At 58.2% G+C, this 25,578-nt stretch carries 23 protein-coding genes; 16 read left to right on the top strand and 7 right to left on the bottom strand.

The window, feature by feature from the left end:
* Both RCH87_RS05070 and RCH87_RS05065 read right to left on the bottom strand, forming a co-directional pair.
* Positions 1 to 350: hypothetical protein (locus RCH87_RS05070; RefSeq protein WP_306515642.1), on the bottom strand; the 350-nt coding region annotated here is incomplete at its 3' end.
* A gap of 198 nt (positions 351 to 548) precedes the next feature.
* Positions 549 to 1,502, bottom strand: coding sequence for an HAD family hydrolase (locus tag RCH87_RS05065; RefSeq protein ID WP_373690924.1), 954 nt, complete (start codon positions 1,500 to 1,502; stop codon positions 549 to 551).
* Between the two features lie 624 nt (positions 1,503 to 2,126).
* On the opposite strand from RCH87_RS05065, the gene RCH87_RS05060 reads away from it, so the two are divergent.
* The 14 genes from RCH87_RS05060 to ccsB all read left to right on the top strand — a co-directional run bounded on the left by RCH87_RS05060 (position 2,127) and on the right by ccsB (position 19,428).
* On the top strand, positions 2,127 to 2,345 hold the full coding sequence (locus tag RCH87_RS05060; protein ID WP_306515645.1) for a glutaredoxin family protein: 219 nt from the start codon (positions 2,127 to 2,129) through the stop codon (positions 2,343 to 2,345).
* 304 nt (positions 2,346 to 2,649) lie between these two features.
* Positions 2,650 to 4,158: a glutamyl-tRNA reductase gene (locus tag RCH87_RS05055; RefSeq protein ID WP_306515641.1), complete on the top strand. Its 1,509-nt coding sequence runs from the start codon at positions 2,650 to 2,652 to the stop codon at positions 4,156 to 4,158.
* A 28-nt stretch (positions 4,159 to 4,186) separates the two neighbouring features.
* A complete protein-coding gene (hemC, locus tag RCH87_RS05050) occupies positions 4,187 to 5,080 on the top strand; it encodes a hydroxymethylbilane synthase (protein ID WP_306515640.1) in 894 nt (297 codons plus the stop codon).
* A 279-nt stretch (positions 5,081 to 5,359) separates the two neighbouring features.
* Positions 5,360 to 7,111 (top strand): uroporphyrinogen-III synthase, encoded by a 1,752-nt coding sequence (locus RCH87_RS05045; protein WP_306515639.1) that lies wholly within the window; start codon positions 5,360 to 5,362, stop codon positions 7,109 to 7,111.
* Positions 7,112 to 7,157: 46 nt separating this feature from the next.
* On the top strand, positions 7,158 to 8,147 hold the full coding sequence (hemB, locus tag RCH87_RS05040; RefSeq protein ID WP_306515638.1) for a porphobilinogen synthase: 990 nt from the start codon (positions 7,158 to 7,160) through the stop codon (positions 8,145 to 8,147).
* 108 nt (positions 8,148 to 8,255) lie between these two features.
* Entirely contained in the window at positions 8,256 to 9,179 is a 924-nt protein-coding gene (locus RCH87_RS05035; protein ID WP_306515637.1) for a hypothetical protein, read from the top strand.
* Positions 9,180 to 9,567: 388 nt separating this feature from the next.
* On the top strand, positions 9,568 to 10,656 hold the full coding sequence (hemE, locus tag RCH87_RS05030; RefSeq protein WP_306515636.1) for a uroporphyrinogen decarboxylase: 1,089 nt from the start codon (positions 9,568 to 9,570) through the stop codon (positions 10,654 to 10,656).
* A gap of 151 nt (positions 10,657 to 10,807) precedes the next feature.
* A complete protein-coding gene (hemG, locus tag RCH87_RS05025; RefSeq protein WP_306515635.1) occupies positions 10,808 to 12,355 on the top strand; it encodes a protoporphyrinogen oxidase in 1,548 nt (515 codons plus the stop codon).
* 87 nt (positions 12,356 to 12,442) lie between these two features.
* On the top strand, positions 12,443 to 13,834 hold the full coding sequence (gene hemL / locus RCH87_RS05020) for a glutamate-1-semialdehyde 2,1-aminomutase (protein ID WP_306515634.1): 1,392 nt from the start codon (positions 12,443 to 12,445) through the stop codon (positions 13,832 to 13,834).
* A 133-nt stretch (positions 13,835 to 13,967) separates the two neighbouring features.
* Positions 13,968 to 14,576, top strand: coding sequence for a histidine phosphatase family protein (locus RCH87_RS05015; protein ID WP_306515644.1), 609 nt, complete (start codon positions 13,968 to 13,970; stop codon positions 14,574 to 14,576).
* Between the two features lie 57 nt (positions 14,577 to 14,633).
* Positions 14,634 to 15,317, top strand: coding sequence for a TlpA disulfide reductase family protein (locus RCH87_RS05010; protein WP_306515633.1), 684 nt, complete (start codon positions 14,634 to 14,636; stop codon positions 15,315 to 15,317).
* 24 nt (positions 15,318 to 15,341) lie between these two features.
* A complete protein-coding gene (locus RCH87_RS05005; protein ID WP_306515632.1) occupies positions 15,342 to 16,220 on the top strand; it encodes a cytochrome c biogenesis CcdA family protein in 879 nt (292 codons plus the stop codon).
* A 260-nt stretch (positions 16,221 to 16,480) separates the two neighbouring features.
* Positions 16,481 to 18,073: a cytochrome c biogenesis protein ResB gene (locus RCH87_RS05000; RefSeq protein WP_306515643.1), complete on the top strand. Its 1,593-nt coding sequence runs from the start codon at positions 16,481 to 16,483 to the stop codon at positions 18,071 to 18,073.
* A 221-nt stretch (positions 18,074 to 18,294) separates the two neighbouring features.
* Positions 18,295 to 19,428, top strand: a complete 1,134-nt coding sequence (ccsB, locus tag RCH87_RS04995) for a c-type cytochrome biogenesis protein CcsB (RefSeq protein WP_306515631.1) — start codon at positions 18,295 to 18,297, stop codon at positions 19,426 to 19,428.
* A gap of 97 nt (positions 19,429 to 19,525) precedes the next feature.
* On the opposite strand, the gene RCH87_RS04990 is transcribed toward ccsB, so the two are convergent.
* Positions 19,526 to 19,861, bottom strand: coding sequence for a hypothetical protein (locus RCH87_RS04990; RefSeq protein ID WP_306515630.1), 336 nt, complete (start codon positions 19,859 to 19,861; stop codon positions 19,526 to 19,528).
* A gap of 45 nt (positions 19,862 to 19,906) precedes the next feature.
* On the opposite strand from RCH87_RS04990, the gene RCH87_RS04985 reads away from it, so the two are divergent.
* Entirely contained in the window at positions 19,907 to 20,383 is a 477-nt protein-coding gene (locus tag RCH87_RS04985; RefSeq protein ID WP_306515629.1) for a DUF4229 domain-containing protein, read from the top strand.
* 53 nt (positions 20,384 to 20,436) lie between these two features.
* Here the strand turns inward: RCH87_RS04985 and RCH87_RS04980 are convergent, their stop codons facing one another.
* Complete coding sequence (locus RCH87_RS04980; protein WP_306515628.1) at positions 20,437 to 21,366, bottom strand: AEC family transporter; 930 nt, start codon at positions 21,364 to 21,366, stop codon at positions 20,437 to 20,439.
* A 54-nt stretch (positions 21,367 to 21,420) separates the two neighbouring features.
* Positions 21,421 to 22,311, bottom strand: coding sequence for a 1,4-dihydroxy-2-naphthoate polyprenyltransferase (locus tag RCH87_RS04975; protein WP_306515627.1), 891 nt, complete (start codon positions 22,309 to 22,311; stop codon positions 21,421 to 21,423).
* Positions 22,312 to 22,455: 144 nt separating this feature from the next.
* Between RCH87_RS04975 and RCH87_RS04970 the strand changes: the two genes are divergently transcribed.
* The gene (locus RCH87_RS04970) at positions 22,456 to 23,523 is read left to right on the top strand and encodes an aldo/keto reductase (protein ID WP_306515626.1); all 1,068 of its coding nucleotides are present in this window, start codon (positions 22,456 to 22,458) and stop codon (positions 23,521 to 23,523) included.
* Here RCH87_RS04970 and menE read toward each other — a convergent pair.
* Both menE and RCH87_RS04960 read right to left on the bottom strand, forming a co-directional pair.
* Positions 23,520 to 24,821: an o-succinylbenzoate--CoA ligase gene (menE, locus tag RCH87_RS04965; RefSeq protein WP_306515625.1), complete on the bottom strand. Its 1,302-nt coding sequence runs from the start codon at positions 24,819 to 24,821 to the stop codon at positions 23,520 to 23,522. The two genes, RCH87_RS04970 and menE, sit on opposite strands and share 4 nt — an antisense overlap.
* Positions 24,745 to 25,578: 1,4-dihydroxy-2-naphthoyl-CoA synthase (locus RCH87_RS04960; RefSeq protein ID WP_306515624.1), on the bottom strand; the 834-nt coding region annotated here is incomplete at its 5' end. The genes menE and RCH87_RS04960, both read right to left, overlap by 77 nt.

Here is a 25,578-nt window from a genome sequence, read left to right as displayed (position 1 = left end):
GCAACGTCGCTGGACCTACGGTACGAAGAAGCCTGCGCAAGGTGCTGTAAGGCCTCAGCAATCGTGGAGTAATGATCTAGGTGTTTGCTCTTGGATCGGGCCAGCTCATCAGAGATTTCTGCTAATTCGGATCCCAATTTCGCCATGATAGAAGCAATATCTGCGACACGTTGCCAAGCATCGGCGCGTTTTTGATTGTGCAGATATGGCGGGCGAGTAGGCCGATGTTCGCGCGTATCTGTGCGGGCAGATGTCTGCCCGGGTGCGGATGAGTAACGCGATTGTTTTTCGTTAGAGGGATAGGTAGATGAGCTGGTCGGGGAGCTGAAAGAGATGTTGGCATGAGTCATAAGCATCACGCTAAATCCAGAACCGAGGGCGTGCATCACACTGCCGACGGGGATGCACAGATTTGTGGATAACTTAAGTTATTCACAGCCTGGTGAAGTCTGGGTTGCGTCGGCAAGCATGATGTGGTCTTGCTGCGGGGCTCAAATGATGCTGGCTTGGATCTATTTCGGCAGCACGTCGGGGTTAGGATCGGCAGTTTAGGATTTTGACGAGCCCCAGATCTTCCAACCGCCGTAGGCACCATAGGAGAACAGAGCTGTCACCAGGGCAGGAATGCCGAACGAGCGTACTGCTTTGCGGAGCGAACGATAGTCGTTGATTTGCCAACCACGCGCTTCTGCTTCTTTACGCAGCGGACGATCCGGGTTGATCGCCACCGCATTACCTACCATCGTTAACATCGGGATGTCGTTGATCGAATCCGAATAGGCCGTACACCGCTCCAGATCGAGCTTTTCAAGCGCCGCTAGGGCAGCGACTGCATGCTTTTTGCCTGGTCCATGCAAAATATCGCCAACCAGACGGCCAGTGAATTTGCCTTCTTTCACCTCAGGGACCGTTCCGAGTGCGCCCGTGAACCCGAACCGTTGCGCCAAAATCTGGGCTAACTGCACCGGTGTAGCCGTCACCAACCACACTTGCTGTCCGGCAGCGAGATGTTTATTGGCCAATTCGCGGGTCGCTGGATACGCTTTGTCGGCGACGCGCGAGTCGACGATTTCTTGGCAAATATCGTTGAGTTCTTCGACGGTTCGGCCTTTGATGAATTCCAACGCCAGTTCGCGGCCTTCGGCTACGTCAGAAATATTTTCCGAGCCTGTCACCCGGTATTTAATCTGTTTCCACGCGATTGGCAGGATATCGCGCAACCGGAAAAAACGCTTACGGGCAAGCCCCATGGCTAAGACGACTAATGATGATCCTTGGATCAGCGTGTTATCGACGTCGAAGAACGCCGCTGCCCCAGTATCTTGTGGGATCTCGGGATCGGGTTGGGTGAGTTTGAAACTGCCCGCGGCTTCCACTGATCCAGAGACCGATGCGACTCCTGAATCAAATTCGGGGAGCTCGATTCCGAAATTTTCACTAATCGCGTTGGCGGCAGCGGCTTCGCCGGCTTCTTGTTGGTGCGCTTCGTCTAGAGGCGGCATCACTTTGTTTTCCAAAAATCGCCGTAGATTACCGCGACTCGCGGACCACTCAGCTAAAAAATCCTCGGCCGAGTTCAAACCGCCACCATCAGAATCAGACAAGAAACTCACGCACTAGACTCTACCCGTTCGTGGCGAACACGCTGTTAACTCTGCGCTGGACTAGCGGGAGGCCTCAGAGAACTATCCCTGGGGCGGCCCTGGGGCGGCTGTTGATCGGCCATGCGAGGGTTTCCGTTCTGTTTAATCTGTTCTGTTTAATCCGTTCTGTTTAAGATGAGGCCCTAAAATGGCTATAGCCCTGCTGCAGGTCGTGACTTCGTGGAGGGCCTGCCCCAGTGGAGGTCGCGACCCAACGGAGATCCTGACCCAGTGGAGGTCGTGACCAGCAGCGACTAAGGCCTAGTGGAGGTCGTGACCACGTCTTCCAGGCCGGATGTGAATCCGTGCCGAGCTCTAGTGAAATCGGTGCCGAGCACTAGTGAAATCTGTGCCGAGCGATAGCGAAACAATTGTGGAAGGTGAGTGCAGAATATGGATGATGCTTCACGACGGGAGCACCCGGATACCCCAAGTGCAGATTCGGGCAGCCCTGGCCACGCCAACCGTCACCTTGTCGAACTCATGGTGCGCACCAATTGTGGTTCCTGTGTCCGGGTTCGTGAGCAAATCGTGCCGGTGATTGAAGCCGCCCGAGCGCAGTTGATTGTTCGCAATGTAGATGAAGATCCAGAGCTGGCGATGGAATTTGGTGACCGTGTACCGGTCGTCGTCATCGACGACGAGGAGTTTGCGTGCTGGGAAGTCGATAATGATGAATTGGCGGATGCGCTCCGGCACTAACCTGTGTGGGAGATTATCCGGGAGCGGACGACTAGCATCACACGCCCTGAGAGCTTGCAGCTTTTGCATTGCAACCCTCAGGATTCTGTCATCAAGGACGCTGGGGACTATCCTTTTGGTTGATACCATTGCTAGACCAGATGGTTGGACTATAAACACCAGTTGGATGCGTCGGCGACAGCCCCGGCGATGTCACGGTGCTTGGCGTTGACTCTGTCTCGTGCTGCTCGTGCCCCCGCCCGCGCGAATCCAACCGGAGCCAGATTGAAGATAAGACGTTAGATCTGAGATAACGGAGGAAAATGTGAGCGTGCTCGTCGTGGGAATGTCCCATCGTTCGGCTCCAGTTGCCTTGTTGGAGCGACTGAGCGTAGATGGCATGCAACGCGAGGACACTGCCGCTGCGCTTGTCGCGACCTCGTCGTTGTCTGAGGCGATGATCATTTCGACGTGCAATCGTCTCGAAGTGTACTGCGTCACCAATTCTTTCCATTCGGGTGTGCAGGACGTGGTGCAAGTGCTGCACAACGTTTCGGAGATTGATATTGACGAGCTCCGTAGCTATCTCTATGTTCGCTATGCCGATGCAGCTGCCGAGCACATGATGGTTGTTGCCTCGGGACTTGATTCGATGGTGGTCGGCGAGCAACAAATCATTGGCCAGGTTCGCCAGGCTTACCAACGCGCGGTGGCAGCGAATACGGCGGGTAAAACTCTGCATTCCCTGGCGCAGTCTGCGTTGCGTGCGGGGAAACGTGTCCACACTGAGACTGATATTGATGAAGCCGGGGCTTCTATGGTGACAGTCGCGTTGAACGAAGCGCTGCAATACATGGATCTGTCGACGGCTAATGATCCTCATACCGCTCGAGGCGCCTGGGCTCGAGGCGCCTGGATGCAGCAGGCACAGCCAGGCGACGAACCGTTGCTCATTGGCCGCACTGCACTTGTGCTGGGAGCTGGCGCGATGGCATCGTTGGCTGCTACTCACTTGGGGCGGCTAGGCGTCGACAAGATTATTGTCGCGAATCGTACTCGAGAGCGCGCCGATAATTTGGTTGATCATGCTCATCAAGCTGGAGTGCAGGCAGAGGCGGTCAACTTTGAAGATCGTTTTCGGGCATTCGGCGAGGTTGACATCATTGTTTCAGCAACTGGTGCCGATAACTACACCGTGGATCGGGCTTCCATCCCGGAGGAGCGTCGTGAGCACGTGGTGTTAATCGACTTGTCGTTGCCGCGGGATATTGCCGATGACACTGCGGAATTGCCCGGCGTTGATTTGGTGAATATTGAGCGCTTGCATCAATCGCTGACCGCCCAGAGTGAAGAAGACACCACGATTGGGCATCAGGATGCGAAACGGATTGTGCGCGAAGAGCTGCAAACTTTTGCCTCAGAACAGCGCGTTCGTGAGGTCGTGCCTGCAGTGTCCGCGCTACGTAAGCACGCCGCAGGCGTCATCGAATGTGAGATGGCCCGATTGCGGCAGCGCAGGCCCCAGATGGCAGAAGATGATTTTGCGCAGGTGCAGATCGCGATCAGGCGCGCCGTCGACAAGCTTTTGCATGAGCCCACCGTTCGTGCGAAGAAACTTGCCGCCGAGTCGGGAGCCGTCAGCCACGAAACGGCGTTGCAGGATCTGTTTGGGCTCGAGATTGACGGTAGCTCCGTGTCTGTGGATGCAAAAGAATTGCCGTTGCCGCAGGATGTCATCGCCATGGGAAACAACAACCATCTCAGCGCCGATCAATTCTCCGAGAAAATAGCCGGCGAAACCACGGGACCGAATTCATCGCCGAATCAATCTTAAAGGCCGAAACAGACCTAAGGAGTAGAAAATGTTGCAAATTGGTACTCGAGGTTCAAAGCTGGCCACCACGCAGGCCGGACATGTTCGAGACTGGATAATCGCAGAAGGTGCCGATGCTGAGCTGAAGATCGTGAAAACCGAGGGCGATGTCAATATGGCTCCGGTGGAGCGCATCGGGGTTGGAGTTTTCACGCAGAAGTTGCGGGAAGCGCTGCATGCCGGACAGTGCGATGTTGCAGTGCACTCATTTAAGGACTTGCCGACGGCTGCCGACGAGCGTTTTCACTTGGTGGTCCCGCAGCGGGCCGATAACCGTGAGGCCCTCATCGCCCGCGATGGTCTGACCCTCGATCAGTTGCCCGAAGGTGCCCGGGTGGGTACGTCGGCGCCGCGGCGAATTTCGCAGTTGTTGTCGTTGCGCCCCGATCTGGATATTCGGCCGCTGCGCGGAAACATCGAAACTCGGATGGGCAAGATTGCTGCCGGTGAACTCGATGCCGTGGTTTTGGCTTATGCAGGTCTGGTGCGCAACGGTTACGAGGACAAAGCTACCCAAGTTTTCGCGGTTGATGAGGTGATGCCAGCACCCGCACAAGGAGCATTGGCCGTTGAGATGCGGGCGAATGATGCCTCGGTGGTTGAAGTCGTTGACAAGCTGACCAGCGTGATGGATCGTGATTGCGCGTTCGCGGAGCGAGTTATTCTCAACCGTTTGGAGGCTGGGTGCACTGCTCCGGTTGCTGCTTATTCCACCTATGACGCGGAAACCGGCATCATCACGGCTCACGGCGGAGTTTTCGCGTTGGATGGGACGCGGCGTTTGGTTGCTACGGCCAGCGGCACTGATCCCATCGCAGTGGGGGAAGAAATCTCGCAGGCTTTGCTTGCCGACGGTGCAGCGGGGTTGTTGGGCGAGGATTAGAGCTAGCGGTGGACTGTTTTGATCGGGGTTGTCCTGCTCGGAGCTAGTTTGGCAGTACGGGCAGTTGGCAGCTCTAGGGGCGGCTCAGTGCGTTTTCAGTGAATTCTGATTAATTCGTTTGTTTTTTAGTTTTCCACCGTCTACTTTAAGCTGGTAATAGCACACGATATTGTGCCGTCTTTGGTTTGGGTCTGCTTAAGGGCAAAACCACAGGTGACGGCGCTTCGTCGTGGTTTATTTTTTGTTTCCTGTCCGTGACCGCGCGTAGAAAAGGTCTTTATGAGTAACGCCCCCTCCGTCGCACACCAAGGCAAAGTGGTGTTCGTCGGCGCCGGACCCGGCAACCCGGACCTGTTGACAGTTCGCGCTAGGGAAGTGCTCGCGTACAACGCCATTGCGGTCACAGACTCGCAGGTGCACACCGGCGTACGCGAAGTCGTTGGCTCGGCGCTGCCGGTGCCGCAAGAAAAACTGGACGCTGCAGAGCAAGAATATGCTCGAATGTGCGCCGAGGCGAAAGCCCAGGGCGCGCGACGGAAGCCACCCCGCCCGGCTGCTCCCACGGCCGCGGATGTGCGAGAATTCTCCGGATCTGAGCAGATCGTGAGCCAGCTGCGCTCGGCCTTAGCCGAGGCCGATGGTAGCGACGTCATTCGTTTGGTCGCTGGTAATCCGCTAAACCGCGAGGCTATTTTGGCGGAAATTTCTGCAGTGGGTGGTGCTGGAATGGAATTCCAGGTTGTGCCGGGCATGTCCTTGCCGTCGACGGTGCCTTCATTTGCTGGTATCGCTTTGGGTTCTACCTATACCGAAGCGGACATGACAGACGGTGAGGTGGACTGGGATCAGCTCTCGGTTGCCACCCAGCCGATCGTGTTGCAGGCACTGGCTGCTGACCTGCCAACGATCGCCGATGAACTCACTGCACGTGGGATGAGCGTCGACACACCTGCTTTTGTCACAGTCAATGGTACGACGAGGCTGCAGCGCACCTACGAAGCGACCCTGGAAACGCTGGGCAAACTGAATGCTGAGCTCGACGGCACGCTTGTTGTCACCCTGGGACGCAGCTTCGATGATCGCTCGAAGTATTCCTGGTGGGAGAACCGCCCCCTGTACGGTTGGCGAGTCCTGGTGCCTCGCACCAAAGAACAAGCTGGGCCAATGTCAGCGCAACTCGCATCTTATGGTGCGATCCCACAGTTGGTGCCAACAATTTCCGTTGAGCCGCCGCGCAACCCCGCCCAGATGGACCGTGCGATCAAAGGCATCGTCGAGGGCCGCTATAAGTGGGTCGTGTTCACTAGCGTGAATGCGGTGAAAGTCGTGTGGGATAAGATTGCCGAGTTGGGTCTGGATGCTCGCGATTTCGCCGGCGTGCATTTGGCTGCCGTCGGTGGCAAAACTGCTGCTGCTATCCGCGAAAAAGGCATGGTGCCCGAAGCTTTGCCGAAGGCGGATGCGCAAAATGCCTTGGGCTTGGTGGAGTCGTTCCCGCCTTTCGTTGAAGACATCGATGCCGTCGGGCGTGTGCTGCTGCCACGGGCAGATATCGCTGGCGATGCACTGGTCGAAGGCCTGCAAAAGTTGGGCTGGGAAGTCGACGATGTTGTTGCCTACCGGACCGTTCGTGCGGCACCGCCGTCAGCCGAAACTCGCGACATGATCAAGACCGGAGCTTTCGACGCGGTGGCGTTTACTTCCGGGTCGACGGTGCGCAACCTCGTCGGCATTGCAGGTAAACCACACCAGCGTACGATCATTGCCTGCATTGGGCCGATGGCGAAAGCCGCTGCCGAAGAAATGGGGTTGCGTGTCGACGTAGTTCCTGAGGTCGCCGATGTGCCACATTTGATTGACGCATTGGCTGATCATGTTGCTCACTTGCGCGCGACCGGTAACCTCCCGGCACCGCGGAAGAAGCGTCGCACCCGTCGAAAAGCGATGAAATCAGGCACTGGTACAGCCGACACAAACCAAGCGGCAGGCACTGCCGGGCAAGCGGAAGCCTCGCTGGCCACGCGGGCCTAGAAAATCTACGACTAGTACAACTCAGAAGTTTAGGACGGTCCCCAAAGTGGATTACCCATTGTCTCGGCGCCCTCGTCGCCTTCGCACCAGCCCAGCATTGCGCGAATTAACGGCAGAAACGCACCTACGACCTGCGGATTTCATCTTGCCGATGTTCATCGCTGATGGGCTGGAACAACCAAACCCGATCTCGTCGATGCCTGGCGTTTACCAGCACACTTTTGATTCCTTGTCACGTGCTGCCGAACAGGCTCTCGAACAGGGGGTGCGCTGCGTCGACCTTTTCGGTGTGCCGCTGCCCGCAGACAAAGACGAAACCGGCTCCCAAGCATGGGATGAAAACGGAATCCTTAACCGCGGGATCAAGCACTTGCGCAAGGAATTTGGCGATGAGCTATTGATCATGGCTGATACCTGCCTCGATGAATTCACCAGTCATGGCCACTGTGGGTTGCTCGATGCCGATGGAGGTGTTCTCAACGACGCCACCGTCGACCGCTACGTTGAAATGGCAGTCAGCCAAGCCGCTGCAGGTGCACACATGGTTTCGCCGTCGGGAATGATGGATGGCCAAGTTGCTGCGATCCGAGAGGGCTTGGATTCAGCTGGATTCCAGGACGTCGCCATCATGGCGTATTCGGCAAAGTATGCATCTGCATTTTTTGGTCCCTTCCGCGAAGCAGTGGGGTCGTCGTTGCAAGGTGATCGCCGTACGTACCAGCAAGATCCGGCGAACCGCCGCGAATCGTTGTTGGAAGTGCAATTGGATATCGATGAAGGCGCGGATTTCGTGATGGTGAAACCTGCCTTGGCCTACCTGGATATCATCAGCGAGGTCGCGGAATTTTCCCCAGTGCCGGTGGCGGCTTACCAGGTTTCCGGTGAATACGCGATGATTCAGGCGGCTGGAAACAACGGATGGGTCGATCGTGATGCAGTCATGATGGAATCGCTGCTCAGCATTAAACGCGCTGGGGCGAATCAGATTCTGACCTATTTCGCTACAGACGCAGCGAAGTTGTTGAACCAGCGCTAGAAATTCCCCGGGACAATTAGAAGCAGCGGGTTGGCTGTCCGTCCCGCCAGCGGTTGTAGTGTCTCTGCAACTGTGCACTCGAAACGCATTGTGTATAAGGTGCACTCTATGGTGAATTCGCAGCGTTCAGTCAACTCCGCAAAGGACTCTTCACGGGGCAATACGCCGGCTGTGTCGAGTAGTTCCCATCAGCAGGTTCAGCCCGGCAGTTCCGCTGGGCCTGGCTCTGTTGGGCCTGGCTCTGTTGGGCTTGGTAATGGCGCAAATTCTCCGAAAAACAGCCCGAAAAATCAGCCAAAAAACAAGCCGCACAATGGTACTACTCCGAAGTTCGGCGAGCGCCCAGAATCAGTGCACATTTATGTCTGGCTCTGGATATTTATTTTGGCCGTGGAGTTTGTTCACCAAATCCTCAATATTTCCTTGGCTCTGTGGGATCCCTCGGAACTACAGGCACGTGCTGCTCGCAGCATTGAAGAAAGCGGTCAAGCGATTAGCGACGGCCTGCTCAATTTCGGTGTTTATGGCTCCATCGTGTTGATGGGCCTCATCTCACTGTTATTGTTGGGGCTCTTGGCGACGATGCTTTATCTAGTAAATGCGAAGCACAAGAGGGCCGGGCTGGCACGCCGGATGTTGTTTTTCTTCGGGCTGTATTTTACGTTCCGATTGGTGCTCATTTTTGGTACCTCCGGAAACCCGCTTTCTGATATTCCGGAAGCCTTTTACATCATCGATGGCAATTTGCAGGTCTTGGTTGGCGTCGCTTCGGCTTTGACATTAATTTTCGGTGGGCGCAACGAGACTCTCGACTATACCGGCGAGCTGGAGAAGATGCGGCAGCTGGAACAAGAATTACGAGCGGAACAAGAGCGTCGCCTGCAGCAGAAAAAAGAAAAACAAGCCAAAAAGCAGGCTGAGCGCCGCGCGAAAGACCAGAATCCTCAAAGCGGGTCGCAATCCAAGGCTAGGGCTTCTAAAGCTAAGGCTAAAAACAAGGCTTCCAAAGCTAACGTTAAGGACAAAGGCTAAGGCTGCAGCTACGGCTACAGTATTGCTAGGGACGACACGGATTCACATGGTTGCCATGCGCGCAATAACGCTACGGACGACACGGATTCACGGTTGCCATGTGGCTGGAATGCAATTGGGATCCGCTGGACGAATGTAGCGGTTTGCAGACGCCAGCTCGACGTACGGTTTCGAACTATTCCAGTCGGGCTGCGAGTTCAGCTTCAGGGCCACCTCAAGCTCCAGCGCCAGTAGCCAACAATCAGCAACAGACCAAGCCTTTTGGCAACTTGCCAAAGGCACCTGTTGTCGGAATTACGCGCGGAACCTCAGCCGCTCAGGCTTCGGCTATTTATGTCTGAGCAGGCTGGATTCGTTCTAGGTCGCGACCTAGTGGATAATGGAACCCATGACGCGTCGGAGCTTGAACAACGCCCCTTTCCTTGAAGCCGCCTACGGCCGTACCCCAAGTCGCACCCCGGTGTGGTTTATGCGCCAGGCCGGTCGGAGCCTTCCGGAGTACCGCAAACTCCGAGAAGGCACCAGTATGTTGGATGCCTGCTTTAAACCGGACATGTTGGCGGAGATCACGATGCAGCCGGTTCGTCGCCACGATGTGGACGCGGCGATTTTGTTTTCCGACATTGTGATCCCGCTGAAGGCCGCCGGTATCGACGTCGAAATTGTTCCCGGTCGTGGTCCAGTCATGGCCCAGGCTGTGCGCAGCCCTCAAGACGTGCGGAACTTACCCGTGCTTGACGACGAGATCACTGAGGTCAGCGAAGGCATTGGTTTGATCCTGGAGGAACTGACTGATGCGCAGGCGCTTATCGGTTTTGTCGGCGCTCCGTTTACCTTGGCGAGCTACCTCGTCGAAGGTGGGCCTTCGAAAAACCATGAGCGCACGAAATCGCTGATGCACTCGGACCCGGATACCTGGCATTTGCTCATGGAGAAGATCACCCCGACGGTAATCGGTTTTTTACGCAGCCAGATCAACGCTGGTATCGATGCCATGCAGTTGTTTGATTCGTGGGCAGGGTATCTCACCGAGCGTGATTATCGTGAATTTGTTCTCCCATACTCCCAGCGCATCCTAGATTCTGTGGGCGGTGAGATTCCGCGTATTCATTTCGGTGTTGGTACCGGTGAGCTGCTCGGAGCCATGAGCGAGGCTGGTTCGGAAGTCATGGGTGTTGATTGGCGTGTTCCACTGGATGTTGCTGCTGGGCGAATTGACCGAGCCGTTGGCCCACGTGTTGTGCAGGGAAATTTGGATCCAGCCATTTTGTTCAGTGGTGAGCAGGCCATGTCGCGTGAGATTTCCCGGATTAAGGCAGAAGCTGCAGCGGCCGTCAAAGCTGGGCAAGCCACAGGCCACATTTTCAATTTGGGGCATGGCGTTTTGCCTAACACTGCCCCGGAAGATATCACCCGCGCGGTTGAGTTGATTCATGATACTGCAACGGGTGAGGTCGTCGCGCCGTCGACAAGTTAGAACTCAGCTCTAGCATTAAGAAAGGCCCACACCGACGACGGTTGGTACTTTCCACGACCTCCGCGGTCAAGTGACCGCTACTGTGTATCCGATCCCCAAAGTACGAGCCCTAAAGTACTAGCCCCCAAACTGATTTTTCGGAGTGATTTTCATGCCCCGTTGCGCCATCATCGGAGCCGGACTCGCCGGTTTGACCGCTGCTTATCAGTTGCGCCAGGAACTACCGCAAGCTGATATCGATGTCTGGGAAGGTTCGGAACGTATCGGTGGCAAGTTGCACACGGTGCCGTTCGACGGCGGACCGGTTGACATGGGGGCGGAGGCATTTCTCGCGCGCCGGCCCGATGCGCACGAGTTTTTCGCAGAGCTGGGGCTCGCCAACGAAATTGTTTATCCGTCTGGCCTGCGCCCGTTGCTGTACTCGCGGGGCCAAACTCAGCCATTGCCGACTAAGGGCGTCATGGGTATTCCAGCGACGGGCGAGGACGTCGTAGGGGTGGTGAGCCCGGAAACCGTTGCGGTCATTAATGAAGAAGCCCATCGTGAATCCATAGCTTGGGAGATCGGCGGTGATCAGAATCTGGGTGCGTTGGTGCGCGCGCGTTATGGTGATGAGGTTGCTGACCGGTGCGTCTCTGCCTTATTGGGCGGGGTGTATTCCTGCGGGGCAGATGATCTTGGGGTGCGCGCTACGGTTCCTGCGTTAGCTGCAGCCTTGGATGAGCTAGTGCGTGAGGGCCAACCGGTGACGCTGAGTGCAGCCGTCGGCAAGGTGACCGCTAGCAGCAATTCGCGAGCTACAGCTAGTCATGCCCGCGCTACAGCTAGTCATGCCCGCGCTACAGATTCTAAGGATGCAGCACCCGCTCCCGTTTTCGGCACGTTCCGCAATGGCTATGCCACCTTGTACGAGCGCCTAGCTGAGGCCGCCGAGGCCGAAATCTATTTGGAAACTTTCGTCACCGGAATCCAGGAAGTAATGGTTCAGAACTCTAGTGCGGAGCCTGGAGCTCAAGCGGCCGTTAAACCGGGTGAGGCATCCGAGGTTCGTTACCGGCTGACCGGAATGGGCGTCGACGATACGCTTTACGACGCCGTCCTGGTCGCGACGCCGGCGCCTATGGCTTCGCGGATCCTCAAGTCGCTACCTGGTGCAGCTGCCCAGGCAGCCCAACACTTGAGCTCTATCAAATTGGCAAGTTCAGCCGTCGTGGGGTTGCGTTTTGCCACCGATGTGGATCCGGAAGGCCATGCACTACCTGAGCACTCCGGGATTCTTGTGGCGGCCGATCAACCCGGCATCACTGCGAAAGCGTTTACTTTGTCTTCGCGCAAGTGGCCACACCTTGCCGAACGCGGCACAATCGTGCGAGCTAGTTTCGGTCGATTTGGGGAAGATGCCATTACTCGGGCTTCGGAAGACGAACTCGTCGACTACGCGCTAGACGATCTCGCTGCGGTGACTGGCTTTGATGGCCGGGCCGCCGGTGTTGAGGAGATCTATACGCAGCGGTGGTTCGGTGGTTTGCCGCGCTACGACCACACCCACACTGATACCGTGCGCCGGGCTGAGCAGGCGCTTGCCGACGCAGACCGCATCGCTGCAACCGGTGCGTGGGCTGACGGGGTGGGAGTGCCATCAGTGATCGCGCATGCGCGCCGTACAGCTCGAGAGTTGGCGCAGCAACTCGCTGACTGATCCTCCGCAGACCTCGCCACAATTTCTACCGCTTAGGGCGAAAGCCCTCGTCTAGCTGCCCGTCGACAAGCCCGTAGAATAGGCGCTATGACTCAGCACAACAATCATGCGCATAAAAACGGCGAGCATAACAACCACGGCGGCAAAGGCAACACTGCCACCAATGGGGCAGGCGAGAACCAGGCACGTTCGCAGGAGTGGTTCCGTCGCGCCGTAAACATCACGCCGGGTGGGGTGAATTCCCCGGCCCGTACCTTTGATGCGGTTGGTGGCACCGCGCGGTTTATCGACCACGGCAAGGGTTCGCGGCTGTTTGACGTCGATGGCAACGAATACGTCGACTTGCTGTGTTCCTATGGTCCGGGAATTCACGGAAATGCGCACCCGGAAATCGTCGAGGCGGTCACCCGAGCCGCTGAAAAAGGCTTGGGCTTTGGCACCCCAACCACCGGTGAGGTGGAATTAGCTGAATTAATCGCCCAGCGCACGGCCGTCGATAAGGTCCGCCTGGTCAACTCTGGCACCGAAGCCACCATGACCGCGGTGCGGCTGGCGCGTGGGTTTACGGGCAAGAGCAAAATCATCAAGTTCCAGGGCTGTTACCACGGCCACGTGGATGCCTTGCTGGCTTCTGCAGGTTCGGGCGTGTTGACGTCGTCCAGCCCTGACTCGCCGGGAGTGACCAAGGCGCAGGCTTCGGAAACCATCGTCGTACCGTACAACGACTTGGATGCTGTGCGGCAGGCATTCGCAGAAAACGACGGTGAGATCGCGGCCGTGATCGCCGAGGCAGCCGCCGGCAACATGGGCACCGTCGCCCCGGACGATGGGTTTAACCAGGCGTTGAAGGACTTGGCTCATGAACATGGCGCACTGCTGATTCTCGATGAAGTTATGACCGGCTTTCGCACCTCATACAAGGGCTGGTACGGCATCGATGGGGTTGCCGGTGATTTGGTGACCTTCGGCAAGGTCATTTCTGGTGGCCTGCCTGCTGCGGCTTTTGGAGGCCGACGGGAAATTATGGCGCATCTTGCTCCGGAAGGTCCGGTTTACCAGGCAGGTACGTTGTCCGGAAACCCGGTTGCGGTTGCGGCAGGCACGAAGTCGCTGCAGCTTGCCGACGAATCCCTGTACCAGCGGATCGGTGCGCACGCGGACAAACTCAGCGATATGATTTCCCGGGCGCTCGCGGCCGAAGGCGTCGCGCACAATATTCAGCGGGCGGGCACCATGTTGTCGGTTCGTTTCGCTGAAGGTCAGGGTCGCAACTTCGCTGACATGCAAGCTGCCGATACCTTCCGGTTCGGCCCGTTTTTCCACGCGCTATTGGACAATGGTGTGGTGGTCCCGCCGTCGGCTTTCGAGACTTGGTTCGTGAGCGATGCCTTGGGCGACGATGATTTCGAGATTCTAGAAAAAGCTTTGGCACCGGCGGCGAAGGCGGCGGCGAAGGCGCAGGCTCCAGCTGCAAATTAGTGCTGACTGTCGAGACTGCACTGATCGCCGCTACTGTAGCGATTAGTAAAAGAACCCTGAAGGGAAAAGGAGACTTGCCATGCCCGTGAGCCCGCATAACCAGAGCAATCAAGCGAGCCAGCGAAGCTCAGAAATTCCGGTCACCATTGTTCACTTGGTGCGTCACGGCGAGGTCTTTAACCCGGGCAAGATTCTTTATGGTCGCATCCCCGGCTATCATTTGTCCTCGCGTGGCCATTCAATGGCTGCCCGGACTGCGCAATCTTTCGCTGGTCATGATGTTGCATATTTGGCTGCATCTCCATTGTTGCGTGCACAGCAAACCGCACAGCCGATTTCGAAAGTTACTGGCCTTGACATCGCTGAATGCCCAGAGGTTATCGAATCGGGTAACGATTTCGAAGGCCTGCGCACCAAGGGGTTGCGCTCGCAATTGTGGAACCCGATCCGGTGGCCAAAGATGTATAACCCGCTTGAGCCGTCCTGGGGCGAGCCGTTCGTTGATATCGCCGACCGGATGATGGGGGCGGTGCATGATCTTCGTCGGAAAGCAGAAGGCCACGAGGCAATTGTGGTTTCGCATCAGTTGCCGATCGTGATGGTGCAGCGTACCGTCCGCGGTCAGGCTTTGGCGCACGCCCCGTGGAATCGCCAGTGCGATTTGGCGTCGGTTACTAGCTTGATTTTCAGTGGCGATGACATCATTGATATTCGATATTCGACGCCGGCTCGCGAGATTTAGGCCGAGCCCGATTGCCGACTTGGCTCAGCTGCCGTGGTAGGCGATACTAGGGACACTATGAATACGACTTTTGGACCATTCCGACGTGCCCAGGCAGTCTCGCGCACCAATTCCCGCCGTATTGCGGTTCGCGCGCAGAATCCAGCCAGGATCGCTGCCGCTGTCCTATTGGCAGGTGCATTGCCATTGACGCTGGCGGCATGCGCGTCGGAAGAAGCCAATAAGAATGCCGTATCGGATGTGGGGGGAACCTTCGAATTCCACACCCCAGGTGGCCAGACTGAGATTTTTTATGAAGAATCTGAACGCCAGCCGATTGCGAACTTGCGTGGCCCGTCCCTGATGGCTGAAGGCGAGACGTTGGCTCTGGAAGATTTCGCAGGCGAAGTCGTCGTTTTGAACTCCTGGGGCCAATGGTGTGCCCCGTGTCGCGCGGAGGTTGATGACTTGCAGCGAGCGCACGAAAAACTCGCCGAGTCTGGTGGTACCGTTTTGGGCATCAATGTCCGCGATTACAACCAAACCATCTCCCAGGATTTCGTTAAAGACAATGGCGTGAGCTACCCGTCGATTTATGATCCGCCGTTCCGTTCCGCGGCAGCCATGGGTGGTATTCCAACTTCGGTGGTGCCGACGACGATCATCCTGGACAAGCAACACCGACCGGCAGCGGTTTTCCTGCGAGAGGTCACTGACCAGGACATTCTGGATGCAGCTTTGCCGCTTCTCGACGAAAGCTAGCTGGCGTTCATCCTCATGGAGCTAATGAATATTTTCGCCACAGCAGCCGAGGCCAGCAACATCACTGCCGAGGCCAGCAACATCACTGCCGCGGCTAATGTTTCTGCCGCAGCCTCGTCTGCCTCCACTTTCGCCGATGCCGCCGCCAGCGGTCCGCTGATCCTTGGAGTGCTCGCCGCGGCCCTGGCTGGCCTGGTGTCTTTCGCCTCCCCGTGCGTCGTCCCGCTGGTGCCGGGCTATATCTCGTACCTTGCGGGTGTGGCCGGGGGATCGGTGGAAGCAGATGAGAAGTTCGGCGTCCGCGTCGCCAAGCGCCGCCAGTGGGCCGTCGTTGGGGCTTCGCTGCTGTTTATCGCCGGATTCACAGCGGTTTTTCTGCTGGCAACCGTGTCCGTTTTTGGTGCCTTGAGCGCTATTAATGCCAATGCGGAAACGCTGCAGCGAGTCGGCGGTGTCGTCACGATCCTGATGGGCGTGGTGTTTTTGGGCGGCGTGAAATTCCTGCAGCGGGATACTCGCGCGCAGCCGAAGAAATGGAGCACTTGGGCAGGCGCACCACTGCTGGGTGGCGTGTTCGCGCTGGGATGGACCCCGTGTCTGGGCCCGACGCTGGCGGCAATTATTTCGATTTCTGCAGGCACTGAAGGTAGTACCGCCGCCCGTGGTGCCATCATGATCATCGGTTATTGTTTGGGTTTGGGCTTGCCGTTTGTGTTGTTTGCGCTTGGCTCAGCAAAGGCGATGCGCTCAATCGACTGGTTGCGCAAGAATTCGCGCACCATCCAGATCATTGGTGGCGTGCTGATGATCCTCGTTGGCCTCGCTCTTGCTACCGGCTTGTGGGCGGAATTCATCAACTACATCAGGCAATGGACCGTCGATTATGGCACGACCTTGATTTAGCTACCGGGCTCCGGCCCCTGCAGTCCCATCCCGGTGTTCCCCCGGTTGTCCTGTCCCGGCCCTTGATCCCACGCTTTAGGCCCACACTCTGATCCCGCCCCAACGCAGTAAGGAGCCCCACCGTGCACCAAACAGCGCAACCAGAACAACCAGCGCAGTCGACGACGCAGACAGCGCAGGCAGCACAGGCAGTGCAGCAAACGCGCAAAACCTGGCTGCCCTGGCTCTGGCTGAAAAAGGCCTGGCACTGGCTGACGAGTATGCGCACGGCTTTGGTGTTGCTGTTTCTGCTGGCTATCGCGGCGGTGCCGGGTGCGTTGTTGCCGCAGCGTTCGCTCAATGAGGAAAACGTCAACGAGTACATCGAGAATAACGGCAAGCTCGCCGAGGTATACGATGCGTTGCAGCTTTTCGACGTCTTTCAGTCCTCGTGGTTCATTGCAATTTTCACGTTGCTGGCCGCGTCGTTGGTTGGTTGCATTATTCCCCGCAGCGTTGACCACTACAAGGCGTGGAAGGCGCGCCCGACTCGTGCCCCGCGCTACCTGCACCGGATGCCGCACCACCACACCGGGCAACTGGATAAACCGCTTGCCGACGCCCGCACCGAAACCTTGGGGTTGTTGCGCCGGTGGCGGATCGCGGAATTCAGTGCCGAGGATGACCGCGCGGGCAAGGCCTCGATTTCTGCGGAGCGCGGCTATGGTCGCGAGCTGGCGAACCTTTTGTTCCATATTTCGCTGGTCGCCATTTTGATCACAGTGGCTGCTGGCCGCATGGTGTACTACGAAGGCCAGGTCATCATCGTGACTGAGTCGGGCAGCTATGACGATGCGGTCCAGGTCGACCAGTCGACGGAGTTCTGTAATGCTTCGGTGTCTAGTTACGATTCGTTCCGCGCTGGCCCGCTTTTCGACGGCACAGGGCTGAACCCTTTCTGCTTTATTGCTCACAATTTCCAGGCTGATTATTTGCCGAGCGGCCAGGCTGAAATGTTTAGTTCGGATGTTTCCTATGCCAGCGGTGATGATATTTTCTCGGATCCGGAGACCTGGCAGGATTACCAGTTGCGCGTGAACGAACCGCTGCGGTTGAACAATGATCGCGTGTATCTGCAGGGCCATGGGTTTGCCCCGACGTTCACGGTGAAATGGCCGAATGGAGAGTCCCGCACGCAGACTCTGCAGTTCCGTCCGGACGATTTGGTGAACTTCTTGTCTTCGGGTGCGATGCGTTTTGACCCACCTGCGGGTATGTATCCGGATTTGTATGAGCGCCGCCAGAACCAGATTGCGCTGCAGGGCCTGTTCGCGCCCACGGCTGACTGGCAAGGTGAAACTGGTGAGCTGTTGACGTCGTCGTTCCCGGAGATGCGGGACCCGGCAGTAGCCATCGATGTGTACCGCGGCGATGCGGGCTTGGACACGGGTATCGCGCAGTCGATTTTTGATCTGGACCAGACCTTGATCCACAGTGGCCAGTTGCAGAAGCTGGAACGAGTGAACTTGGAAGTGGGAGAGTCAATCACTCTTGACGACGGCACCGAGCTCACCTTCGACGGGGCCTCGGAGTTTGCGAACTACCAGATTTCGCATGATCCGTTTCAGCGCTGGGTTTTGCTCGCGACGATCGTGATGTTGGCCTCGCTGGTCGGTTCGCTGGTGATCAAGCGTCGCCGGATCTGGGTGCGTTTCACCGACAATGGTGACGGCACCACTGGTATTGAGATGGCTGGTTTGGCCCGCACCGACCGCGCGGGATGGGGAGAAGAGCTGGATAAGATCTACCGCGAGCTGTTCGGTTTGCCCGATCCAGAAGATGTAGAAGAAGACGAGCTGTATTCCCGGGATTAGGTCTAATCAACCGCAGTAATCAACCACAGTAATCAACCGAAAGTATTATGTCGGCCCTATCATTAGTTGAGGCATAGGGCTGGTCTGCGGTAACTTGAGACGGAAGTGTTTCCTGAGTTTTTGTGCTGGTCAACCCGTGCGGTTGGCACAGCCAACACTGCCTGCAAGCACGCGGGCGGCAGACCGGAAACGTCGACATCACGATAGGAAATTGTGAATTGATGCTTGCAGATCACACGTTGTCCAACTTCTCGGACCTGATGTTTCGGACATCGTTTGTCATTTACGCGATCGCGCTAATCATCGGCCTTGTTTTTTATGTGAAGGTACAGGGCGTAATCGATGCGCGTCGCCAGCGTGAGAACTCCGCGGCGCAGGCCAATGAACAAGCTGGCATCGAATTTGATAAAGCTCATGCTGAGCTGGAGATGGCGACTGCTGCAAGCTCCCAAACACGAGCAGGGCAGGAGCTAGAACAACCTGCGAGTTCGGGGCCTACCGCACGCGATTCGCTTGCCGACGGTGGCAGCGAAGCCACCGGGGTCAAGGACGTCGACAAGCCCGGCAAGTCGCTTGCGGAACTGGAAGCCGGTGCCCGCAAGTGGTCGGGAATGGCGCAGACTCTCATCTGGCTGGGGATTATCATCCATGCTGGTACCGTGCTCACGCGCGGTATGGCTACTGGTCGTTTTCCGTTTGGCAATATGTATGAGTATTCGCTCATGCTGACACTGCTCACCATGGTCGTCGCCGCGGTCGTGATTAGTCAACGTCAGGAATGGCGTGTGTTGTGGCCGTGGTTGATGATCCCGGTGGTCATTTTGATGTTCGTCGGTGGTTCTCAGCTGTATGCGGAGTCTGCGCCTCTGGTGCCGGCGCTGCGTTCGTTCTGGCTGCCGATCCACGTTGGCATCGTTGTGTTAGGCGGTGCCGTCGGCATGGTCTCGGGAATGGCGTCGCTGTTGTATTTATTGCGACGTTGGCAGCCCAAGGGTCAGGAACGTGGTGGCATCCTTGGAGCAATCGTGAAGCCGTTGCCAAGCGCGAAGAAGCTCGATGGACTGGCATATAAGTCAGCGATTGTGACGCTACCGGTGCTTGGTTTAGGAATCGTGCTGGGCGCGATTTGGGCCGAAGCCGCGTGGGGACGGCCCTGGAACTGGGACCCGAAAGAAACCGTGTCGTTGATTTCCTGGATCCTTTATGCCGCCTATCTGCACGCCCGAGCAACTGCGGGCTGGCGTGCGATGCGCGCGGCATGGATTAATATCGTGGCTTTGGCGACGATGATCTTCAACTTCTTCTTCATCAACATGGTGGTCTCTGGTCTGCACTCCTATGCTGGGCTGACTTAGCCTTAAGTACTCCTCAATCTTGGTGCCGGGCGGTGGGAATGGAAGGCAGTGGGATTGGGAGTGGGAGTGCAGGATTGCGACCGGAGCAGGGGGAGTTCTAGTGACCTTCGGTTTTCTCATCGTCTGGGCTACCGGAATCGTCGGGCGAACCCGATTCCTTTGATCGACCCGAGCCGTGGGCATCCCGGTGATCACGAGATTGGCGCTGTTGTCCCCTGTTGCGTTGCTGTTGCTCTTGTTCTTGCCGACGACGTTCCTTAAAACGATTTTTTTCAATGTTCCACAGGAATTCTTCGTCATCATCGGGGCCCTTGATTGCCGGACGCTCAGCGGAATTCGCTTGGCGATTCTGCTTCCACGACGAGGGGCCAAAGGCCTTCCACACCAAAACTGCGGCCGCGACTACTAGAGCTAACAAGATCAGCTTTCCCATACGAGCTATTTTACGGCACGTTCGCCGCGTTTTAGGATGAATCTCGTGACTAATCAACCAGACAACAATGGTGCACGAACCGGCAGCCAGGCCGACAGACAGCTCGGCACTCCGGATGGTACCGATCCAAATGGTACCGCTGCAGCCAGCAGCAGCTCGAACGCCGTCGATCACGCAAATATGGCTTCCCGCGATGAATCTGTGCACAACTCAGCACCTGCCGAAGAACCCCAGCTCGACCCGCACACACGCAAACAAGCAACCCGCGCGATGTTGAAGTACGGGGCCGCGCGCTTGGGGTTATTCTTGGGTCTTACCATCGTGATTCAGGCGCTGGCAGTCCTCATCGGAGCCCAAGTACCACTGGTGGTGTCTGCGCTTTTGGCACTGTTGGTGGCGCTGCCACTGTCAATGTTGATCTTCAAAAAACTCCGCATTGAAACCACACAGGCCGTCGCCAAACTGGCTCAACAGCGTAAAGCCCGCAAGGACTGGGTCAATCGGGAGTTAGCCGGTCGCTAGCCCCAAAAGCTGTTCGGGACCTGCCGGTCGCTAGGTGGTTGTTAGCCGGGGCCCTAACTGCCGAAGATCCCTGCTACGACGGCCATGACGGGCAGAGAAGCGAACGTCGTCAAGAAGACGGTGTCACGGGTAACGGCCAAACCCTTTTGATAGGTCGCGGCGTAGTTGTATACGTTTTGCGCCGTCGGCAAGCAGGCGAGGATGACGGCGACGTAGAGGTGCTCGTTGGAAAGCCCCAAGGCCATGCCAGCTAACCAGGCAAATAACGGCATGAGCACGAGCTTCATGGCGGTAGCGGTGATGACGGCAGGGCGATCGGCTGGGTCGTCGAGAATGTGAATCGACGTAAGGGAGGCGCCGAAGCTAATCAGGATCATCGGGATGGATGCGCCGCCGATAATCGAGATGGGTTCGAGCACAACTTCGGGGATTTCTAGGCCGGTGAGGGCGACGACCATACCGCCGATTCCTGCGAGTACCAGGGGAGAGCTGAAGCCTGATCGGATACCGTCGAAGACTTTGGCGCTGCGGGTGCGCCCATGGCCGTCGCTGAGTGCGGCCAAGATGAAGGGCGTGAAAAACACCATCTGCAGCATCAGAATGGAAATCACCCAGCTCGCTTCACCCACGACGTAGATGCTGACGGGCAGCCCAATGTTGACTGAGTTGAAATAAAACGACGAGGCCGCGCCCATGGTGGTCGTTGGTACGTCTTTGGGGAAAAACAGCCGGGAGGCGATGATGTAGCTGGCGCCGGTGAGCAAACTGGAGGCGACGACGGCGGCGAGCACCGGCGAGAATAGGGTCTGTGGGTCGGAAGTTGCCAGCGAGGAAAACAGCAGGCAGGGGGTGGCCGCATAAAAGGCAGTCTTGTTCAGCACCAGTCGTTGGGAATCATTGCCGATGATGCCGAACTTCGACAGGCTGTAGCCGACCGCGATGATCGACAAAATGATCGTGAACGCGGTGATTACACCCGCCATATGTGCCCTCCCTGTGGGCTTGTCGACGCCATCAACTCCGTTATAGCTTGCAGGTTATGCCAGTGCCAGTGCCGCAAACATCAGCACCGACCACAGGGCCATTGCGCGTCCGGTCAGTGCCAACACGGCGATGAGCTCCACCCCGCGCGCCCCAGAATTGACACGGTGCAGTGCCTTGAGGGCCCAGTAGCCAGAAATAAACGCGATCCAGGTGGCCGGGAAAGCGAAGGCACCGACCAAAAACGTCACGATATACGGCACGATGAGTAACAGGGTGTAGAGCTTGCGGGAGAGTGAATCGCCAAGGATCACCGCCAGGGTGCGTTTGCCCGCTGGTTTGTCAGTGGCTATATCGCGAATGTTGTTGGTCAGATTCACCGCCGAGGACATCGCGCCGACGGAAATGGCCAGCACAATGCCGAGTTCGGATACAGCACCTGCTTGGGTGTATTCCGTTCCCAGCACGGCGATCAGCCCGAAGAAAATGAAGATCGCGACCTCGCCGAGCCCCCGGTAACCGTAAGGGCGCTTGCCGCCGGTATAAAACCACGCCCCGGCGAGACAGAACGCGCCGACCAGGAGCAGCCACCAGGCTGAGAGCAGCGCCAGGATCAGACCTGCAACGCCGGCGACGCCGAAGGAGATGAATGCGGCTTTTTTCACAGCCGCTGGGCGCGCCAACTTGCTGGCGGTCAATCGGGTGGGGCCGGTGCGTTCGTCGTCGGTGCCGCGAATCCCGTCCGAATAATCATTCGCGTAATTGACCCCGATCACCAAGGCCCAAGCTACGATCAGCGCCAACAAGAATGGGAAAAACTGGCCCGAATTTTGATACAGTGCAGCGCCGGTTCCGGCCAAAACCGGTGCGAACGCATTCGGCCACGTATGCGGGCGGGACGCCTGGATCCAATCGCGGGGAGTGGCCGAATATGTTGTAGCGCTCATGTATTCATTGTGCGCTATGGAGATTGGCATTCACAATCGCCAATGGGGAGGGTGTGCACTAGGGCCCTGGCGTGCTGTTTTGGGCTGTAACTCGCGACCTCGCGGGACTGCGGGCTAAGCGACGACAGCCCTAGACTGGCAAGTATGAGCGAACAACAATCGGATCCAGCACAGACACAGCAACCCCATCTGGTGACCCTCGGTAACTCGCGACCTACCCCAGCTGAGCCCTTACGCGTGTTCCCGATTGGGCTGGGCTGCACCGGCATGACCCCGCATTCTCACCCGGATTCGCCCCGCCGCGCGGAAATGATTGAGGTGCTGCGCACCGCCGCCGAATTGGGCGTGGATTTCTTCGACACCTCCGAGATCCAGGGCCCGTATACCGGCGAGAAGTTGCTTGGCGACGCGTTTGCCGAGACTAATGCCCAGCCCATTGCCCGGGCCGCCGGCCCCACGATTGCCACCAAATTCGGCTGGAATATCGAGAACGGCCAACCCACCGGCGAGCTAAATTCCCGCCCGGAGACCATCCGTCGCGTCGCCAAGGAATCGGCCCACCGCCTGGGCGTCGAGCGCCTCGATCTGTTCATGCAGCACCGCGTTGACCCGGAGGTGCCCATCGAAGAGGTAGCCGGCACAGTGGGCGAGCTTGTCGATGAAGGCCTGGTCGCCCATTTCGGTTTGTGTGAAGCCTCCGCCGCTACCATCGCCCGGGCCCACCGCGAGTTCCCGGTGACTGCCGTCGAGAGCGAATATTCGCTGTGGTCACGGGGTGTGGAGGAATCCGTGCTGCCGACCTGTGCCGAGCTAGGCATCGGTTTTATCGCCTACAGCCCACTAGCGAAGGGTATGCTTTCGGGCCAGGTGAGTGAACCGAATGCGGAGTCCAACAGTCCACGCCTGCACCCGCAGAATTTCGCGCAAAACCAGCGCAACGCTGAGCGGATTGCAGAAATCGCCCGCCGCTACGATGCCACCGCCGCCCAGCTCGCCTTGGCCTGGTTGCTGGATCGCGGCGCGCAGCACCCAGCCGGCATGCTGGTATTACCAGGCAGTATTAACCCGGCGCGCATACGCGAGAACCTGGCCGCCGCCCATCTGCAGCTTGCCGACGACGATCGCCAGGTGCTGGATAATCTCTTGGAGACCCATCCGGTGGCTGGGCAGCGTTACGTCGACAAGCATTTGCGGTTTATCGACAAAGACTAGCCGCGCCGCCGGAACAACTCCGCGACACCATCCCGGTGCAGTTTGCCCAGGGAGGTGCGGGGCAGTTCCTCGACATGCAGCAGCTCCTTCGGCAATTGCCAGCGGGGCAGCTCATAGAGCGCATCGAAAATGTCGCCCACCTCGGCGGTTCCTTCGTAGGCGGCCATGATGGCTTGGCCGAAGCGGCGGTCTTCGACCCCGACGACGCAGGCTCCAGTGACCCCGGGAACGGCCAGGAGCTCGTTTTCAATGACTTCTGGGTGCACCTTCAAACCCCCGGTGGTGATGACGGCATCCAAGCGGCCGGTGACTTCCAAGCGCCCGTCGGTGATGCGCCCGCCATCGGAGGTGGCGAACCAGCCGGGCCAGTCGGGGTGGCTAAAGGCCGCATGGTCCGGCAGGTTACGGTAGCCCGCGGCGATGGTGGCCCCGCCGAGCATGATGCGCCCGGATTCCACTGCGACGGAGCTGCATGCCAGGGGGAGCCCGTCGTAGATGCAGCCGCCTGCGGTTTCGGCGCTGCCGTAGGTGGTGACGAGGTTGATGCCGAGCTTGCGCGCAGACTCCGCCAGTTGTGGGTTGAGTGCGGCCCCGCCGATGAGGATCGCGTCGAAGCGGCGCAGCGCGGTGATACCTTCGAGCGTGTCGACGGCTTTATCGAGCTGCATGGGGGTCAGCGCCGTGTACATGGGTTCGCGACTATCTGGGCGGTTCCCGTCTCGGGCGTGATCTAAGTATTCGGCGGCGGCAGCAAACTCGGGGATGCGAAAGCCATGGGAAAGATCCAGACACACGGGATCGACCCCGGCGACTAGGCTGCGCACCAGCACTTGGATGCCCGCGATGTGATAGGCAGGCAAGGCCAGCAGCCAGTGCCCGGGTCCGCCGAGCGCCTGGTGGGTCGCATCGGCCGAAGCCACCAGGTTCGCGGCAGTCAGCTGCGCGCCTTTCGGGGTGCCCGTCGAGCCCGAGGTGGGCACCACCAGGGCGATGTCGGGATCGATGGGTTGGCCGACGCGCTGCGAGGAATACAGCAGCTGCGCCCGCGCACGGTCGTCAGCGGGGACGGGGAGGTAGTGCGCTTGGCCTGCGATGGCGGCTTCGAGGTCGTCGAGAATCGCGCCGGGATCGTCGAGCCGGACCGGAAGTGCGGTGAGGACAGGGTGTGGGCGAACACCAGGGCCAGTTGCCGGGCCAACCCCGACCCCAACCCCCGGAGACCTAGTAGTAATAAGGAAACTCCTCCCAATTCGGGTCGCGTTTTTCCAAGAACGCTTCTTTACCTTCCACAGCCTCATCGGTCATATACGCCAGCCGGGTGGCTTCACCGGCAAAGACCTGCTGGCCGGCCAAGCCGTCGTCGGCAAGATTGAAAGCGAATTTGAGCATGCGCTGCGCCGTCGGCGACTTGGAGTTGATCTCGCGCGCCGCCTGGATGGCCTCGGCTTCCAATTCAGCGTGGTCGGCGACGATATTGACCGCCCCCATCTTCATCATGTGCGTGGCATCGTAAGGCCGTCCCAAGAAGAAGATCTCGCGGGCGTTTTTCTGCCCCACCATCTGTGCCAGGTACGCCGAACCATAACCGGCATCGAAGCTGCCCACGTCGGCGTCGGTCTGTTTGAATCGCGCATGCTGACGGGAGGCGATCGTCAAATCGCAGACCACGTGCAACGAATGCCCACCACCGGCAGCCCAACCGTTGACCACTGCGATGACTACCTTCGGCATCGTGCGAATCAGCCGCTGGACTTCCAGGATGTGCAGCCGCCCGCCTTCGACCTTCTCCCGTGCGGCATCGACGCCGGATTCATCGGCACCGGTGACGTCCGAGTCATGGCTAGTGGCATAACGGTAGCCGGAGCGCCCCCGAATCCGCTGGTCACCGCCGGAGCAGAAGGCCCAACCGCCATCTTTCGGCGACGGCCCGTTGCCGGTCAGCAACACCGTGCCTACGTCGGGGCTGCGCCGGGCGTGGTCGAGTGCCCGGTAGAGCTCGTCGACGGTGTGTGGGCGGAACGCGTTGCGCACCTCGGGGCGGTCGAAGGCGATGCG

The organism is Corynebacterium sp. (assembly GCF_030826625.1).
Classification (GTDB): domain Bacteria; phylum Actinomycetota; class Actinomycetes; order Mycobacteriales; family Mycobacteriaceae; genus Corynebacterium.
This window is presented reverse-complemented; position numbering and strand designations above follow the sequence as displayed.